This is a genomic window from Arthrobacter sp. B0316-5-4 (genome assembly GCF_059090325.1).
The window spans coordinates 249,847-266,666 of sequence record NZ_JBNHFN010000001.1 but is presented as its reverse complement, the minus strand read 5'-3'; the positions used below and the strand labels follow the sequence as shown (position 1 = coordinate 266,666).

Sequence of the window (16,820 nt, the reverse complement as noted above, 5' to 3'; positions counted from 1 at the left end):
CCCGGCGTCGCAAATGGAGGTGCAGTGGCAATCTTTACAGACCCCATCAGGGAACACGCTGATTTCGGGCCTGGAGATGCCGAATGGCTGCACCTCCTCGTCGGTGACTGGCAGATGGTCGCCGACCTGGCTTTCGCGGACCTCGCGTTGTGGTTCCCGCATCCAGAGCTCGGCTACATCGCCCTCGCCCACGTGCGTCCGTCGACATCGCATACGGTGTTCCACGCGGATTTCGTGGGTGAGGGCATCCGCTCCGACCTCCGCCCGTTGGTGGACAAGGCGTGGAACAGCCGATCCATCGAACGATCCAGCGAAACGAGCTGGAGCAGCGAGATGGCATTGCGCGTCGAGGCAGTTCCCATGGTGCGCAACGGCCGAACACTTGCAGTTGTCACCTCCCACATGGACCTGTCCAGCTCACGGATGCCGTCCCGGTTGGAACTGACCTATCGCCAGTGCGCGTACGACCTCCTGCGGATGGGAACGCTCGGGTTGTGGCCCGATTTTGCCTCGCCCACGGGGTCCCGTCGAGGAGCGCCCCGGGTTGGTGACGGGCTTATCAGGCTCGATTCCGATGGCATTGTGCAGTATGCCAGCCCCAACGGAGTGTCCGCCTTCCGCCGACTCGGTGAAGTGGAATCGTTGGAGGGGCGTTCCCTGGCCGAAGTGACGGCGGGCCTGCTCAAGGATCGACGCATGGTGGACGAAACCCTGCCATTGGTTGTCACGGGCCGGATGCCCTGGCGCAGTGAAATCGAATCCAGGGGAGTGAGCCTGTCCCTTCGGGCCATTCCGCTGCGCGACGAGCAGCACCGGTTTGGTGCCCTCGTTCTGTGCCGTGATGTTTCGGAGCTTCGCCGGCGGGAAATGGAACTCGTTACCAAGGATGCCACCATCCGGGAGATACATCACCGGGTGAAGAACAACCTGCAGACAGTGGCCGCCCTGCTGCGCATGCAGTCCCGCCGGATGGTCAGCGACGAAGCCAAGCAAGGGCTGGAACAGGCCATGCGGCGCGTGGCCACCATTGCCCTGGTTCATGAGACCCTTTCGCAGGGCCTGACTCAGAGCGTCGATTTCGATGAGCTGATTGGACGGCAGTTCCGGTTGTCGGCTGAGGTTGCCTCGCCTTCCCAGCAGGTACGGACAGAACGTTCAGGCCTGTTCGGCGAATTGCCCAGCGACTTTGCCACTCCGCTGGCATTGGTCATCAATGAACTCGTCACCAACGCTGTGGAACACGGGCTGGAGGGACGAACGGGCACCGTATGGTTGTTGGCTGACAGGGCGGACGGGGACGGGAACGACGAATTCCTGACGGTTACCGTTGCCGACGACGGCGTCGGATTGCCCGATGGGCAATACACGGAGGGCCTGGGCCTTCAAATTGTCCGCACACTGGTCACCAGCGAGCTCGGGGGATCGATCCAGTGGAGCCCGCGCGAAGGGGGCGGCACCGCCGTCGAAATCGTCTTGAACCTGGCGCGGTCCTAGAGGTCCCGGTCCTTGGGCCGGTCCCTAGGGCCCGAGGAGCGGGGACCCGGGGAGTGACTCAGGGTAGACCCTTGGGTAGCCTGGGCTGGACCCATGGCGAGCTGAAGCGTGGCGGGTTAACACAGAAGGCCGCGGACCCTAGGGTCCGCGGCCTTCTTTGTTAAGTTCTTTGCCTAGGAAGCGCGGCGTGCGCGAGCTGCCCGGCGCTTGAGGGCCCGTCGCTCGTCTTCGCTCATGCCGCCCCAGACGCCGGCGTCCTGGCCGGATTCCAAGGCCCACTGCAGGCAGGTATCAACTACGGGGCAACGACGGCAAACGCTTTTGGCTTCTTCTATCTGGAGAAGTGCTGGTCCGGTGTTGCCGACTGGGAAGAAGAGCTCCGGGTCCTTGTCGAGGCAGGCTGCGCGATTACGCCAATCCATGCTGATCAGTCACTCCATTCGTGAGAACTAGTAGGGCCCCTTTTGTGAAAACATTCACGAGAGGCTCCAAAGGAAAGGGGCCCGCATGGGCCCCCTTGGTCGTCTGAGTCAAGCGTTTCATGCTAACGCCTTGTAAACAAGGGGTGTTAGTGGACGAAATGCCCGGAATCTGTGAGCGATGCATCACATCAGCTGCCAGTGCCCTCACTGCTAGATGACTATGTCCGGTAGTGTGCCAGTGTGTCAAGACCTCCAGTTAACCCTGCCCAATCCACGCCTGAACCCGACGGAAATGACGGGCGGGACGCACCGAGGTCCGGCGCATCCCGGGCCCCCGGACGCACTGCGCGGCCGCTTGGCGTCACAGTTATTTCCCTGGTTGTCGTACTGGAAGCATTGGCTCTCCTGGGCGCTGCCGCTTGGTACGCTTTCGAACTGCTTACCGGAGCACCTGTCCTCACGTTCTGGGGTGCGATCTTCACTCTGGGGCTGCTCCTGGCGTTTTCCGCGTGGCTGTTTGCCGTGGGCCACTTCCTGTTCCGGGGGTACAGGTGGACCCGGGCGGCCGCCCTGGTGGCCCAGTTGTTTGTCCTCACTATCGGGTTCCCCACGATGACCGGCGGTTTGGTGCTGCCGGGCTTGGCGATGATCGTTCCCGCCTTGGTGGCGATAGTGTTCTTGTTCCAAAAGGATGTCATCGCCTACGCATCGCGCACCGGCGGTGCTTCCGCGGCGCTATAGGCTGCCACCTGCCGTGCCAGCAGGTGGCAGGCCAGCGGTTAGGACCCCTTGAAACGGCGTCACGTCCTTTCCGTGGATGACGAAACCCCTGCCTGGGCGTCCGGATCCATTAGTGTCCAGCCTTGCTCCGAGGAGTTCGCCATCGTGCGGCGTCGACGGAGCCAAGACCACCCCAGTACCAGAGGCCCGCACGTCGCCGGCAAGAGGCAGGCGATGCACGAGCGCCGGTCCGGGTGTGGCTGTGAGCACAATTCCCCGGACTTTCCCGGCCAGTGCGGCGAGCGCATGGCAGCCTCCCGTATCCAGGGAGTCGGCGTCGTCCACCAACAGGATGCTGTTGGGGTCCAAGACTCCAGCTTCTGCTTCGTGTGCGATTGAAGCCCAAAATGAACCTGTCCCGTCCGTGCTGTCAGGGTAGACCCATGGCACCAAGGGGTTGAGTTGGTGAAGGGCCGCCAGTACGGAGCTTTTTCCGGAATGGCGGCCACCCAGGATGGCACTGACACCCCGGTTGGGAAGGGGTAGGGCTACGGGAAGTGCTTCGTCGCCCCCAACGCCCATCCACAGTGGGGTTAGCGCATCTTCTTCAGCCATACCCGGGGCAGGCGAATCCGCATCGTTGGGGAGTGGAGTATTCGTGCAGGGTCCCGAATCCAAGGCATGCTGCGGTACTTCCGCCAGGCGCTGGAAGAAGTCCTCGGCGCCCAAGGTTTCAGGTAGTGGCCTGATGCGGAAAGGCGGTTGGGATCTCCCCAAGTCCTTGAAGGGCCACGCGCAGGAGTTCGGTGCTTCCCGGAACTGTGCCACGTTGGTCTGTCCGTCAACGAAATTGCCGGTGACGACACCCCGACCGGCTAGGTCCTCGACATCGGGAAGGCGGGGCCAGTGGAAACGCGATTCCTCAGTGGATCCGCTGGGAAAGTACGCCCGGTTGGGGATTGCAGCAAAAAAGCGCGAGCTGACGAGCTCCCTTTCACCGGAAATCAGCACAGTGATGCCCAGTGACGTGCCGTCGCGGACGATGTCCTGCAATGCAGCCTCTACCCACCCAAAAACCCCGTTCCGCAGGGCGTTTGCCCACGAGCACCATCCCGTCACCACCAGAACCAGTGGGGTGCCGGTTCGTACCGCATTCCGGGGGTCCCGCCGAGCGTCCATCTCCGCTGCAAGGCGCTTCACGATTTGCGCCGCCAGAAGCAGCTGATGCAGCCCGGCCCTGGCCCCCAGCCGTTCCTTTTGAACCACGTCCTCCAACAGCCCGATGCCGTCAAGGACATAGAGATGTGGTTGCGGTTGAGCCGTGGCCAGCATGGCGGCCGCGGCCCTGAAGCAGGTCAGTATGCCGCTGGATGCGCTGCCGATCATTGCCAGATGTCCATGTTCGGACGGAATCCATATCAACGGTTCGACGACTTGCTGGGCTGGCTTATCCACCAGTGCGAGGGGTCCAACGCACCATGATGACAGCGTCGTGGAGCCCGCGCCTGGGCCCGTTCCGGTGGCAAGGAGCTGGTCGGACCAGGTTATTGAACTGGGAAGCGGTTGGGCTATTGGCGACCGCGGCTGCAGCCCGCTGACGGCTTGCCAGAGTTCCTGGAGGGAGGAAATAACGGTGCTCGTTCCATCCTCGATCTGGTCATTCCTGTCAGCGGGTCCGGCCCCGGCGGCTGCGCGTTGCAGTAGGGCCTGGCCAACGGTCTTGACGAGGACCAGCCCGTAGCCCGACCCGGAACCGGAAGCCCTGGTTCCGGGAGGCACGGCAAGTGATGCTGTCTGGAATTCTTCGGCTTCTCCAGAGGCCCGGGCTAGAAACGCCCGTCCCGGAGTCCCGACCCGAATGGAACCGGCGGCCTTGCTGTTGATGATGTCGGAGGACTCCGCGTCCGATTGAACCCTCAGCGCGATGCTGGAAGTGACGTTTGCCCGGATGTCTGCAGTGAGGGCTCCCTGCGGCCTTTGCGTTGCCATCACCAAGTGGATTCCCAAGGATCGTCCGATGGCTGCAATGCGCATGAGTTCTTGAAGGGCGCCCGGAGCTTGCTCCACGAGCATGCGGAATTCATCAATGACCAGAAGCAGATGTGGCATTGGAGGGGAATGCCGCTCCATGCGGTGGTATTGGCTGAGGTCCGAAACGCCCGCCGCAGCGAGTACCTCCTCCCTGCGGCTGATTTCTGCACGGAGCGAGACGAGGGCTCGATCGAGATGATGCCTGGTGAGGTCGGTCAGTAGTCCTACGCAGTGCGGGAGGCGTGCCAGTGGACCCAGTCCTGAACCACCCTTGAAATCGACGAACAGGAAAGTTGCGGAGTCCGGAGAGTGGCTTAGCGCTATGGAAGCCACCAGGGTTCGCAGCAATTCAGACTTTCCGGAGCCTGTGGTTCCGGCAACCAAAAGGTGTGGGCCGTCGAGCTTGAAGTCGAAGGTCATGGGACCTTCGCGGCCCTGGCCAAGCACGGCAACCAGTCCGTTCCGGCTGGTGGGGTCGGCCCAGCGGCGCAGCAGCCTGCGCTGGCCGCCCGGATGCAGGTCACCGAACGAGCAGCTGTCGGGAATGGCGCGGCCATTGCTGGCCCACTTGGTCCAGGCCTCGGCGGCTGAGAGCCGACAGAAAGCGTCAAACACGTCCACGGGGGTGAGGTCCGGGATAAAGTCGCGACTGCTGCCGTCCATCCTGACGACGCCAGTGATCCCGGATGGTGCCAATTCCACAGCCGGCAGCAGATGTGCCGGCGAGGCGGAGCAGTCGATGACCTGCCAGCCAATCCGGTGGGCAGCTGTAAGCAGCGATGTCATGGATTCCACACCGCTTCCCCCGGGATCATCGACCACGACAAGCCTGCCAGTGGAGGTGCCGTGCTGGTCGAGGGCTGTGAGCGCGGCAAAGTAACTGGCTGCCAGAGTCACGCAGGGGAGGAAACGGGCAGCCAGGGGCAACCTACTGACCGGTCCCAGCACGATGACTGCTGTGTCGGCCGAGCTTTGGAAGCTGCCCAGCTGCATCAGCAGAAAACGGAGCAACGCGTCCACATGGTCCGGCCGTCCACGAAGCTTCACCAGCGGGAGCTTCGGATCCAAGGTCACAGCGGCCATTCCGATGGGAGGTGGCCGGAAATGGGGATCGTGGGGAACCATACGAATATTCGCCTGGGCGCTCTTGCTGATGCCGAGCCGCACCCAGGCGCCGTCGTCCACCGGTCGCAGCCCGGCCGGCGTCGAACCGTCTCCCGGCTTCGAGGCCGGAGGCTGGGTTTCTTGGCCAGCCACGCCCATGGGCGGGGGTGGACGGTAGGTGGCCATGATGATGTCGGCGGCAGAGGGAGAGCACCGCCGGCGTCGCGCGATATCTTCCTGAACCGCCCGTGAAAGGGCCACGACCCGCTCCTTTCGCCCTTTTCTGCCGGTGAGCAGCGGGACCAGGAGGCTGACCGCGGAGAGTGCGGTGAAGCCCAGATACATCCATGCACCAGTGACAGCAACCAGGGCTACGCCGGCTACTAACGGCAGTCCCGCGGCCAGCGCCAAGGGCAGGCGGCGGGGGGTGGGCGAAGTGTGCACAACATCAAGGGGTTCCTCCACTGAGCACCCGGCGAGGCTGGAGAGCGGTGAAAGGGCACTCTTATGGGTGGAAATGCTGAAAGTCGAGTTGCCGCAGCGGATTAAGGATTCGGAGCTGATGGGGCTTCGCCTCGCTGCCTTACCGCAGACGGACACAGGTGCAGCGCCGACTACTTGGCTCAAGGTTACGGCGGTGCCGGTAACCTCCAGTACAGCCTGCTCCCGTGACATCGAGGAATCCGGCACCGAGATATCGACAGGACCGCGACCGATGATGAACCGCCCACGGTGGAGCCGGAAGACGGAGCCGGCAGCGGGTCCAGAGTGGGCCAGCAGCACCAGTGGCACCGATCCGGCGTCCGGATGCTGAGGTTGCGGGGAGCCATCCACCAGGATGGCTCCGGATACCAAGGGGGGAACTCCTACGGTCAGAGCAGATACTTCCTGTCCCTGAAGTGTAAGAAGGCCGGTGCCATGGGCTTCCGCAATGAGGGATTGAACGTGGACGCCGGACGTGCCAGCAGGCACCGCAATGGACAATTCCGCGGGCGCGGAATTCCGCCCAGCACCGGGACTATGGACCAGTGTGCACTCCAGTGTCATCGGGTTTCCTCTCGCAATGGCTTGCTTCACCACTGACGATAGGGACTCCGCGACGGGAGTTCTGGACCCTTAATGGCGTATGTGGACAACGAAGCCAAGCCTGTGCCTCATGCCGCTGCCTTGACGCCGGGGCATGGTGTCTCAGCTAAGATGAGATTCGTTGTCGCGTGTGCTCAATGAGGAAGGACCTTCACCGGTGATAGTGGTTGCGGAGAGCGCCGATGTTTCAGACAAGGCGGTAATTGGTGATGGATCAAAGATTTGGCATCTTGCCCAAGTCCGCGAGCAGGCCGAACTTGGCGTCAATTGCATCGTAGGACGGGGTGCCTACATTGGCACCGGGGTCAAGATGGGTGACAACTGCAAAGTTCAAAACTATGCACTTGTCTACGAGCCCGCGGAACTGGAAGCCGGCGTTTTCATCGGCCCGGCCGTGGTGTTGACCAACGACACCTACCCCCGGGCAGTTGGCCCGGATGGGAGCCAGAAGAGTGCCCATGATTGGGAACCGGTGGGCGTGACGATTCGCGAAGGCGCGTCAATCGGCGCCCGCGCCGTGTGCGTCGCCCCCGTGACCATCGGACGATGGGCCACTGTGGCCGCCGGAGCAGTAGTCGCCAAAGACGTCCCGGACTTTGCGTTGATGGTCGGAGTTCCGGCCAAGCGCCATGGTTGGGTTGGCAAGGCCGGCTTCCCGCTGAAGCGCAGCGGCGAGAACTGGGTATGCCCCGAAACCGGCGCCACGTATGTTGAACAGAACGAGATTCTTCGAGAGGTAGAGGCATGAGCCCCGAATTCATTCCCCCCGCAAAGCCCATCATTGGCGAAGATGAGCGTAAGGCGGTAGATGCAGTGCTGGCTTCCGGTCAGCTCGCCCAGGGGTCGGAGGTGGCATCCTTCGAGCAGGAATTCTCGCAGGTACTCCTCGACGGCAGGGCAGCGGTGGCGGTCAACTCCGGCACCTCCGGTTTGCACCTTGGCCTCCTGGCTGCCGGTATCGGCGCCGGGGACGAAGTCATCGTTCCCTCCTTCACTTTCGCTGCTACGGCAAACTCCGTGGCATTGACTGGTGCAACGCCCGTCTTCGCCGACGTCGACCCTGACTACTACACGCTGGACCCCGCTTCCGTAGAGTCGAAGATCACGGACCGTACGGCCGCCATCATGCCTGTCCACCTTTACGGACACCCCTTCGATGTTGACGCCATTGGCGCGCTCGCATCCAAGCACGGAGTCAAGGTCTTCGAGGATGCTGCGCAGGCCCACGGTGCGGCGGTCAACGGACGCAAGGTCGGTACGTTCGGCGACTTCGCCATGTTCAGCCTTTACCCCACCAAGAACATGACGTCCGGCGAAGGCGGAATGGTGAGCACTGGCCTGGCCGACGTCGAGCGCCGGCTTCGCTTGCTGCGCAACCAGGGCATGGAACGTCAGTACGAGAATGAGCTGGTCGGCTTCAACTGCCGCATGACCAACATCCACGCTGCGATCGGCCGCGTGCAGTTGACCAAGGTTGAAGCCTGGACCAAGACCCGCCAGGAAAACGCAGCTTTCTTCGATGCAAACATCGAAGGCGTCGTCACCCCCAAGGTTGCGGACGGCTACGAGCACGTCTACCACCAGTACACCATCCGCATCGCAGAGGACCGTGACGGTTTCGCGAAGGCACTCCGCGAGGAGTACAACGTTGGCTGTGGCGTCTACTACCCCATCCCCAACCACCGCCTCGCTCCGTTCCAGACTTCTGATGACCTGCCCGTCACCGAGGAATCGGCGGCAAGCGTGCTTTCCCTCCCGGTTCACCCGTCGTTGAGCCAGGACGACCTTGACCGGATCGTTGCCGCGGTCAACGCCGTTGCGAAGGCAGGAAGCTAGTGGCAAACCTGCGCGCAGGCCTCATCGGATTGGGCATGATGGGGCGCCACCACGCCCGCGTCATCCGTGAACTCGAAGGCGTGGACCTGGTGGCCGTTGCGGATTCCTTCGGGGACCCGCACAACGTTGCTGATGGCTTGACCGTCTGCGGCTCCGTGGATGAACTGATCGAGCAGGGCATCGATATGGCTGTTGCTGCTGTGCCGACGGTGCTGCACGAGGAAGTGGCCTTGAAGCTCGCGGAGGCCGGCGTGCACTGCCTCGTCGAAAAGCCCATCGCGAATGACTCCGAGTCTGGTCGTCGCATCGCCAGGGCTTTCGAGGCCAAGGGACTCATTGGTGCCGTAGGGCATATCGAGCGCTTCAACCCTTCGCTGCAGAGCTTGCGAGAGCGACTGGAGAACGGCGACCTGGGAGAGGTGTACCAGATCAGTACCCGCCGTCAGGGCCCGTTCCCTGCGAGGATCGCCGACGTTGGCGTGGTCAAGGACCTGGCAACACATGATATTGATCTCACGGCGTGGCTCGCGCAGAGTAACTTCGTCAATGTCGTTGCCCACACCACCTCCCGCAGTGGCCGCGAGCACGAGGACATGGTTACGGCAATCGGCCACCTCAAGAGCGGCGTGGTGACCAACCACATCGTGAACTGGCTGTCCCCCATGAAAGAGCGGACGACTGTTGTCCTGGGTGAGCGGGGCGCATACATCGCCGATACAATCTCGGCTGACCTGACATTTATCGAGAACGGTACGTTCCAGACGGATTGGGACTCTGTTGCGGCCTTCCGTGGTGTTTCGGAGGGCTCGTCAACGCGGTTCGCGTTGGCCAAGCGTGAGCCCCTAAAGATGGAGCACGAAGCCTTCCGTGACGCGGTCCTTGGAAAGTCGATGAACGTCGTTACGATGGCCGAAGGTCTTGAGACCTTGCGGGTCGCGGAAGCAGTTTTGGATTCCGCAAAATCCGGCTCCGTCGTCATGCTCTGAGGGAGCAATCTCGACGCAAGCACAAAGGGAGGTTGGCCGACGGCCAGCCTCCCTTTGCCGTTTGGAAACCTGCCGATCGGTGGGCCGATGGCTGCGCCCGATACAGGGAACCCCAGTCTTGTCGGGTAGCCTTGACCAGTAGACGTGGGCATTTCTGTGCCCGCACGCCAATACACAGGAGAGTTTGTGAACGCTGATCTCGTCGTCGTCGGCTCGGGTTTCTTTGGCCTGACCATTGCAGAACGCGCCGCTACCGAGTTGGGGCTGAAGGTCGCGGTTCTTGATCGCCGCCACCATATTGGAGGAAACGCCTACAGCGAAAACGAAGAGAAGACAGGAATCGAGGTTCACCGCTACGGCGCCCACCTCTTCCACACTTCGAACGAACGCGTCTGGGAGTACGTTAACCGCTTCACGAAGTTCACCAGCTACCAGCACAAGGTTTACACCAACCACAAGGGTGAGGTGTACCCGATGCCCATCAACCTGGGCACCATCAACCAGTTCTTCCGATCTGCCCTGAGCCCCTCGGAGGCGAAGGCCCTGATCTCGGAACAGGCCGGAGAACTTGCGGGCACGGATCCCCAGAACTTGAACGACAAGGGCATCCAGCTGATCGGCCGCCCGTTGTATGAAGCCTTTATCAAGCACTACACCGGCAAGCAGTGGCAGACGGATCCCAAGGACCTGCCGGCGGAGATCATCTCGCGACTTCCCGTGCGCTACAACTACGACAACCGGTACTTCAACGACACGTATGAGGGCCTCCCGGTTGAGGGCTACACGGCCTGGATCGAGCGGATGGCGGATCACCCCAACATTGAGGTCACCCTGAACGCTGACTTCTTCGACGACGGCGAGTACGGCCGCTCGTCGGTTCTTGGCCAGGTGCCGGTCATCTACACCGGCCCCGTGGACCGCTACTTTGACTACGCCGAGGGCGACCTGTCATGGCGCACCATTGACCTTGAGGAAGAAGTCCTTCCCATCGAGGATTTCCAGGGCTGCGCGGTCATGAACTACCCGGACGCGGAAGCTGCATATACCAGGATCCACGAGTTCCGTCACTTCCACCCCGAGCGTGACTACACCAAGGACGCAACCGTCATCATGCGCGAATTCTCGCGCTTCGCCGAGAAGGGCGACGAGCCCTACTACCCGGTCAACACCTCTGATGACCGCCAGAAGCTTCTGGCCTACCGCGACCTCGCCCGTGGCGAGAAGTCGGTGCTGTTCGGTGGCCGTCTCGGCACGTACAAGTACCTGGACATGCACATGGCCATCGGCTCGGCACTGTCCATGTTCGACAACAAGATCAAGCCGCACTTCACCGGCGGCGCAAAGCTTGAAAGCGGGGGAGTGGACGCATGACCACTACTACCAACGAAAGCCAGGAGGCAGGCATGACTGCCGCTCAGTCCACTGAAAGCGCCGCCCAGCAGGCCCTGCGCATCGTCCAGCGCGTTGTGTTCCCCGCCAACCGGGACTTGGACACGCTTCCGCTCTATGTCGACCCGGACACCAGCAAGGTGCAGAAGGACGACGGCGGCAGCACCGCCGTCGTGCAGGCAGTTGGCATGACCCGCAAGCTGCACCCGGAAGACATCCTTGACCGTGGTTCCGTCCAGGTCCGCAGGGGTGAGCGCCTGTCCTTCGGTTCGTACTTCAACGCCTTCCCCGCCAGCTACTGGCGCAAGTGGACCGTGGCAACGAAGACTGTCCTTCACCTCGACACCGAGGGGGAGGGAACGGTCATTGTTTACCGTTCCAATGCCCGTGGTGCTGCGCAGCGTGTGGACTCGATCCTTGTAGAGGGCGCGTCCACCAACGATTTCGAGTTGTCGCTGGCTCCCTTCGGTGATGGCGGCTGGTACTGGTTCGACCTGATCGCCGGCGGCGACGGCATGACCCTAAAGAGCGCGCACTGGGCAGTGCCGGATGAAGGCCGCCCGCAGGGCAAGGTCACACTGGGTGTCACCACATTCAACCGTGCGGACTATTGCCTCGAGACCATCAAATCCATTGACGCGGATGCAGGTCTCCGTGAGATCCTCGCCGAGCTCATCATCGTGGACCAGGGCAACAAGAAGGTCGCCGATGAGGCAGGCTTTGACTCGGTGGCCGAGTCCATGGGCGAGCAGCTGCGCGTCATCAACCAGGGCAACCTGGGCGGTTCCGGTGGGTTCGCCCGCAACATGTACGAAATGCTCGTGTCCGACAAGAGCGATTACGTCATGCTGCTGGACGACGACATTGAGCTCGAAACAGAGGGTGTCATGCGCGCTGTCGCGTTCGCTGACCTCTGCCGGAAGCCCACCATCGTGGGTGGCCACATGTTCGACATGTACAACAAGTCGGTACTGCACGCCTACTCAGAGGTAGTGAACTTCTACCGCTTCCTCTGGGGCCCGGTGGAAGGTCTCGGCAACCACGACTTCTCTGCTGCCGGCCTCCGGTCCACCCCGCAGCTCCACAGGCGTTGGGACGCGGACTACAACGGCTGGTGGATGTGCCTCATCCCCAAGACAGTGGTGGAAACCATTGGCCTGTCCCTTCCCGTCTTCATTAAGTGGGATGACGCGGAATACTCCCTGCGTGCCCGCGCTGCAGGATTCCCCACCGTCACGCTCCCGGGTGCCGCAGTGTGGCATGTCTCCTGGGCAGACAAGGACGACTCCGTTGACTGGCAGGCGTACTACCACGAGCGCAACAGGCTTATTGCCACGCTGCTGCACTCACCGTTCCCCAAGGGCGGACGTATCCTGCGCGAAAGCTTGAACGCCGACGTCAAACACCTGGTATCGATGCAGTACTACCCTGAGCAGGCACGCATCATGGCTCTCCGTGATGTCCTGGCGGGCCCGGGGAATCTCCATGATCAACTGCCCACCATGATGCCGAAGCTTCGCGCCATGCGTGACGAGTTCCAGGATTCCCAGATCAAGACGGATCCGTCTGCTTTCCCGGAAGTCTTCCGCAAGCGTCCCCCGAAGAAGCCCCAATCCTACAAGCAGCCGGGCGCGCTTGGACTGCTTCCCTGGGCAGTGAAAACCGTCCTGAAACAGGCGTTGGCTCCGGTCCGCGATTCTGCCAAGGTCAACCCTGAGGCGCACGTCGCGCACCAGGACGGCAAGTGGTGGAGCCTGGCGCATCTGGACAGCGCCGTGGTTTCCAATGCCGATGGCACTGGTGCCTCATGGCACCTGCGTGATCCCCAGCTGGCCCGTCAACTGGTGGTTGAGTCCGCCAAGCTCCACGCACAGCTGTTCTCCAACTGGGAGACCCTGCGGACCCAGTACCGTGAGGCCCTGCCGGAGATCACGTCCATGGAATCCTGGCGGAAGACCTTTGAAGCCTCGGAGCCCACCAAGTAGCGATGTCGAACTCCACTGATACATACGCCGTCCCCGGAGTAGGCGCCGGGCTTCTTGACGTCTACCGTCGCAGGTATCTGCTCAAGCTGATTGTGCGTAAGGAACTCCGTGTCCGGTACCGTGGCTCGGTGCTGGGCTTGGCGTGGTCCTACGTCAAGCCGTTGGTTCAATACGTAGTGCTGTTCTTTGCGTTGGGCATCGTGTTGCGTGTGGGGGACCAGATCCCGAACTATGCGCTGTACATGTTCTCCGGCGTTATTGTCATCAACTTCTTCTCCGAAGCGTTCTCGAATGCCACAAGGTCGATCGTTTCGAACGCGGCGTTGGTGAAAAAGATCTATCTGCCACGGGAGCTGTTCCCCGTAGCCTCGGTGTGGGTTGCGGCAGTACATTTCCTGCCGCAGTTGATCGTGTTGCTGGCAGCAGCGCTGCTCAACGGTTGGCACCCTGATATTTCGCAGCTTTTCGGTGCGTTGCTCGGTTTCGTCATCGTTGCGGTCACGGCCACAGGTTTGGGACTGCTTGCCGGTGCCATCAATGTGTTCTTCCGGGACGCAGAGAACATCGTGGACATGCTCATGATGATTGTCACCTGGACATCCCCGGTCCTCTACGACTGGACCATGATCCGGCGCCTGGCCGCACCCTGGGTTTTGACCATTTATCAGCTCAATCCCATCACGGTTGCTGTGGAGCTGTTCCACTGGGCCTTCTGGTACCCGACTGTCAACCAGCCAGTTGAGTTGCCACCACACCTGCTGATGACCGGATTTATTGGTCTTGGCATGGCTGCATTGTTCCTAGTTATCGGCCAGATCGTCTTCCGACGCCTTGAAGGCCACTTTGCGCAGGAGGTTTAGTTGGGCGCCGCAGTAATCGTCAAGGGGCTGAAAAAGACCTTCAACCTCCGCCATTCGCATTCCATGAAGGAAACACTGGTGTGGCTCGTCAAGGGACGCAAGGGGGAGCTGACCAAAAAGTTTGATGCCTTGCATGATGTGAGCTTCGAAATCCAACCTGGTGAGACGGTGGCCCTGCTGGGATTCAACGGCTCCGGCAAGTCCACGCTGTTGAAACTGATCTCAGGCGTGATCCTGCCGGACCAGGGGACTGTTCGCACTAAGGGGCGTGTGGCAGGCCTGATCGAAGTTGGCGCGGGCTTCCACCCGGATCTTTCCGGCCGTGAAAATGTGTACCTCAACGCTGCCATCCTGGGAATGTCCGAGCAGGAGATCGAGGAAAAGTTCGACGACATCGTCGCTTTCTCGGAGATCGAGCAGTTCATCGACACCGAAGTGAAGTTCTACTCATCGGGTATGTTCCTTCGCCTCGCGTTCGCCGTTGCCGTCCACACCCAGCCGGACATCTTCCTGGTGGATGAGATCCTGGCGGTGGGCGACGAACCCTTCCAGCGGAAATGTTTGGCCAAGATCAAGCAACTCTCCGATGAGGGGAGAACCTTGGTGGTGGTAAGCCATGACCTCGACATGATCGCGCGTATCTGTGACCGCGGTGTCGTGCTGTCCTCGGGAACAGTGCAGTTCGAGGGACCTGCTGACCAGGCTGTGGCATGGCTTCGGGACCGCCACTAACCGGAATAAATTGCAAGAGTCGTCTGTCAACGGATGGCTAGTAGAAGCATCTAAGAAAGGCGATCGTAGGAATGGGTATCGGCCCGCTGCTGTTGTGTGTACTCCTGATCGTTGTGTTGTGGTGGGGGCCAGGCTGGCTCCTGGGCGAGGCACTGGGCGTGCGTCGTATCTTGCTGCCCGTGGTGGCCCCGTTGCTGGGGATGGGCGTTCTGACCGTCATCGGCGTCATGGGCAACGCTTTGGGCTTGAGCTGGCAGTTGCTGCCCGTCGTGTTGGTTCTGGTGCTGCTGTCGGGGGTTCTTTTTGTCGCGCGGCTGGCTCTCCAGCGGCGTTTCCCGGACAAGTTCGATAATCCTCCGGTAAAGAGCATCTTTGGGAAGCACCACTTCAAGGGGACGTGGTTGGTCATCGGCGCAGGTCTGGTGGCCGGCGGCGCCGTCGCCGCGGTGTCGTGGACTGTTGGCACTGAGGGTCTCCTGGGAATCAATCAGGACTGGGACATTCCCTGGCACGCCAACATGATCAGGTTGATCTCGGTCAACCATGAGTGGGATCCCAGCATCGCGGGCAACTTTGCGTACTACGACACCAATATTGCCGAAGCCCCGATCCGTAGCTACCCGATCGCCTTCCATGCCGTGCTCTCACTTTTCTGGCCGATGAGCGGCGTCAGCATCCCCGTGTTCCTGAACGTCTTTGTCCTGGTGATGATGGGCGTCCAGTTGCCCCTGAGCACCATGGCGCTGACCATGGTGGTCACCCGTCGCCCCCTCGCAGTGGCAGCCGCGGGTGCCGTGTCAGGCTGGTTTACCGTGTATCCCTATGACCTGCTCTGGCGTGGTCCGCTGATTCCTTTCTTTGCCGGAATGTTGCTGGTGGGCCCCTTCGTTTACCTCGCTGTCAAAGGTGCTGTGGACCGTCGGAAATTCTGGATTCCGGGAATCGCCTTCGGCGCAGTGGGCCTGATCGCCGTTCACCCCTCCCTGGCCTTCGTGGTCCTGCCGGTGCTGGTTTTCTGGATGCTTTCTGCGCTGGTTCGCCGCAGGGGAAGAATTCTGGGAATTACCGTCTACCTGGCGGTCTCGGGTGTGCTGGCCGTGGTCCTGGGGCTGCCCATCATTACCCAGATGCTGAAGGAATCCGAGCGGGTTTCCAAGCAGGTGTGGGCAGCCGACACGGACCGCAACGGTGCCATCCAGAACATCATTTTCCTGAATCACGGATCCATGGCGATGCCGATCCTCACCGCCATGGTGGCCCTGGGCTGTCTTGCGCTCGTCTTCAGGATCCGCATGTGGTGGTATTTCGGCCCCGTCCTGGCGTTCGCGTTCCTGTCGGTTTACACCATGGGTACGGACAACCCCCGCTTTATGTCATTGACGGCGCCTTTCTACGATGACCAGTGGCGGATCTTCGGCATCCTTGTCATGCTCCTCATACCGCTGGCGGGCCTGGGTATTGCCCAGATAGCAGAGGCAGTTGCCTGGCTCGTTGGCAGGGTCCGCGCTTCACGCTCCACCAACCGGGAAGTGGGCTCGTCGCACAAGGGCAGCACCGTGTTGACGGCTGCCGTGGCGGCCGCTGTGCTCCTGGTGAGCGGCATTGCCGCAATCCCGTACTTCAAGCAAAACGCGGAGCGGATCAATATCAACACCAAGGTGGACGGCGCAACGCTCAGCAAATCCGAGGTGGATCTGCTCAGCACCATGGACCGTTATGTTCCGCAGGACGCTACCGTGCTGAACGATTCCTGCGATGGCTCCGTGTGGATGTATGCGCTCGGGAACCGTATGCCCATGATCCGCCACTTCGAAATCCTGCCCACCAACCGGCAGCTGCTGGTCCTGCAGAAGTTGGGTGACCTCGCCTCCGACGACGCCGCCCGTGCCGCTGCTTCCGAGCTTGGCATCGAATGGGTGTACATCGCCGATGGCCGGATCCGTGCGTGGGATGAACCCAAGCCGGGCCTGACACAGCCGGATTCCATCCCGTACCTTAAGCTCGTGGTGCGTGAAGGCAACGCGGCACTGTATCAGATCGACTGGAGCCAGCTCCCTGGCGGAAAACAAGCGTTCGACGCCGCATCCAAGGACCGTCTTCAGCTTGACGGTGTCTCGGGAATCCTTGAGAACACCAAGCCTGATGGCATTGCCCCGCTAGGAAGGATCTGCTGAT

Annotated in this window: 12 protein-coding genes; 10 read left to right on the top strand and 2 right to left on the bottom strand. The window is 61.5% G+C overall.

The genetic code is table 11. From position 1 onward, the window contains the following. Window positions 1-24 precede the first annotated feature (24 nt). Window positions 25-1,494 (top strand): sensor histidine kinase, encoded by a 1,470-nt coding sequence (locus tag AC5RU9_RS01215; RefSeq protein ID WP_494015033.1) that lies wholly within the window; start codon window positions 25-27, stop codon window positions 1,492-1,494. Window positions 1,495-1,667: 173 nt separating this feature from the next. On the opposite strand, the gene AC5RU9_RS01210 is transcribed toward AC5RU9_RS01215, so the two are convergent. Then, window positions 1,668-1,916, bottom strand: a complete 249-nt coding sequence (locus AC5RU9_RS01210; protein ID WP_003804966.1) for a WhiB family transcriptional regulator — start codon at window positions 1,914-1,916, stop codon at window positions 1,668-1,670. Window positions 1,917-2,156: 240 nt separating this feature from the next. Between AC5RU9_RS01210 and AC5RU9_RS01205 the strand changes: the two genes are divergently transcribed. Then, window positions 2,157-2,657: a hypothetical protein gene (locus tag AC5RU9_RS01205; protein WP_494015032.1), complete on the top strand. Its 501-nt coding sequence runs from the start codon at window positions 2,157-2,159 to the stop codon at window positions 2,655-2,657. Here AC5RU9_RS01205 and AC5RU9_RS01200 read toward each other — a convergent pair. Next, a complete protein-coding gene (locus tag AC5RU9_RS01200; RefSeq protein ID WP_494015031.1) occupies window positions 2,652-6,626 on the bottom strand; it encodes a type VII secretion EssC family protein in 3,975 nt (1,324 codons plus the stop codon). The genes AC5RU9_RS01205 and AC5RU9_RS01200 overlap by 6 nt on opposite strands. Window positions 6,627-6,987: 361 nt before the next feature. Here AC5RU9_RS01200 and AC5RU9_RS01195 point away from each other — a divergent pair, with 361 nt between their 5' ends. The 8 genes from AC5RU9_RS01195 to AC5RU9_RS01160 all read left to right on the top strand — a co-directional run bounded on the left by AC5RU9_RS01195 (window position 6,988) and on the right by AC5RU9_RS01160 (window position 16,819). Then, window positions 6,988-7,605, top strand: a complete 618-nt coding sequence (locus AC5RU9_RS01195; protein WP_211714185.1) for an acyltransferase — start codon at window positions 6,988-6,990, stop codon at window positions 7,603-7,605. After that, window positions 7,602-8,693 carry a DegT/DnrJ/EryC1/StrS family aminotransferase gene (locus AC5RU9_RS01190; protein WP_211714184.1) on the top strand — a complete coding sequence of 364 codons (1,092 nt, stop codon included), beginning with the start codon at window positions 7,602-7,604 and terminating at the stop codon, window positions 8,691-8,693. The genes AC5RU9_RS01195 and AC5RU9_RS01190 overlap by 4 nt, the downstream gene beginning before the upstream one ends. Beyond that, the gene (locus AC5RU9_RS01185; RefSeq protein ID WP_309994565.1) at window positions 8,693-9,679 is read left to right on the top strand and encodes a Gfo/Idh/MocA family oxidoreductase; all 987 of its coding nucleotides are present in this window, start codon (window positions 8,693-8,695) and stop codon (window positions 9,677-9,679) included. Before AC5RU9_RS01190 ends, AC5RU9_RS01185 begins: the two co-directional genes overlap by 1 nt. A 186-nt stretch (window positions 9,680-9,865) precedes the next feature. Further along, a complete protein-coding gene (gene glf, locus AC5RU9_RS01180; RefSeq protein WP_494015030.1) occupies window positions 9,866-11,050 on the top strand; it encodes a UDP-galactopyranose mutase in 1,185 nt (394 codons plus the stop codon). Beyond that, on the top strand, window positions 11,047-13,053 hold the full coding sequence (locus tag AC5RU9_RS01175) for a glycosyltransferase (protein WP_494015029.1): 2,007 nt from the start codon (window positions 11,047-11,049) through the stop codon (window positions 13,051-13,053). The genes glf and AC5RU9_RS01175 overlap by 4 nt, the downstream gene beginning before the upstream one ends. Window positions 13,054-13,055: 2 nt before the next feature. Then, window positions 13,056-13,913 carry an ABC transporter permease gene (locus tag AC5RU9_RS01170; RefSeq protein ID WP_167263120.1) on the top strand — a complete coding sequence of 286 codons (858 nt, stop codon included), beginning with the start codon at window positions 13,056-13,058 and terminating at the stop codon, window positions 13,911-13,913. Next, complete coding sequence (locus tag AC5RU9_RS01165; protein ID WP_309994563.1) at window positions 13,914-14,645, top strand: ABC transporter ATP-binding protein; 732 nt, start codon at window positions 13,914-13,916, stop codon at window positions 14,643-14,645. Between the two features lie 71 nt (window positions 14,646-14,716). Next, a complete protein-coding gene (locus AC5RU9_RS01160) occupies window positions 14,717-16,819 on the top strand; it encodes a DUF6541 family protein (protein WP_494015028.1) in 2,103 nt (700 codons plus the stop codon). The last annotated feature ends 1 nt before the right edge of the window (window position 16,820 follow it).

What these genes read in the sequence shown, in the direction of transcription:
- AC5RU9_RS01190 (WP_211714184.1), top strand. Translation starts at nt 7,602, where the DNA reads ATGAGCCCCGAATTCATTCCCCCCGCAAAGCCCATCATTGGCGAAGAT.
- AC5RU9_RS01175 (WP_494015029.1), top strand. Translation starts at nt 11,047, where the DNA reads ATGACCACTACTACCAACGAAAGCCAGGAGGCAGGCATGACTGCCGCT.
- AC5RU9_RS01210 (WP_003804966.1), bottom strand. Translation starts at nt 1,916, where the DNA reads ATGGATTGGCGTAATCGCGCAGCCTGCCTCGACAAGGACCCGGAGCTC.
- AC5RU9_RS01160 (WP_494015028.1), top strand. Translation starts at nt 14,717, where the DNA reads ATGGGTATCGGCCCGCTGCTGTTGTGTGTACTCCTGATCGTTGTGTTG.
- AC5RU9_RS01170 (WP_167263120.1), top strand. Translation starts at nt 13,056, where the DNA reads ATGTCGAACTCCACTGATACATACGCCGTCCCCGGAGTAGGCGCCGGG.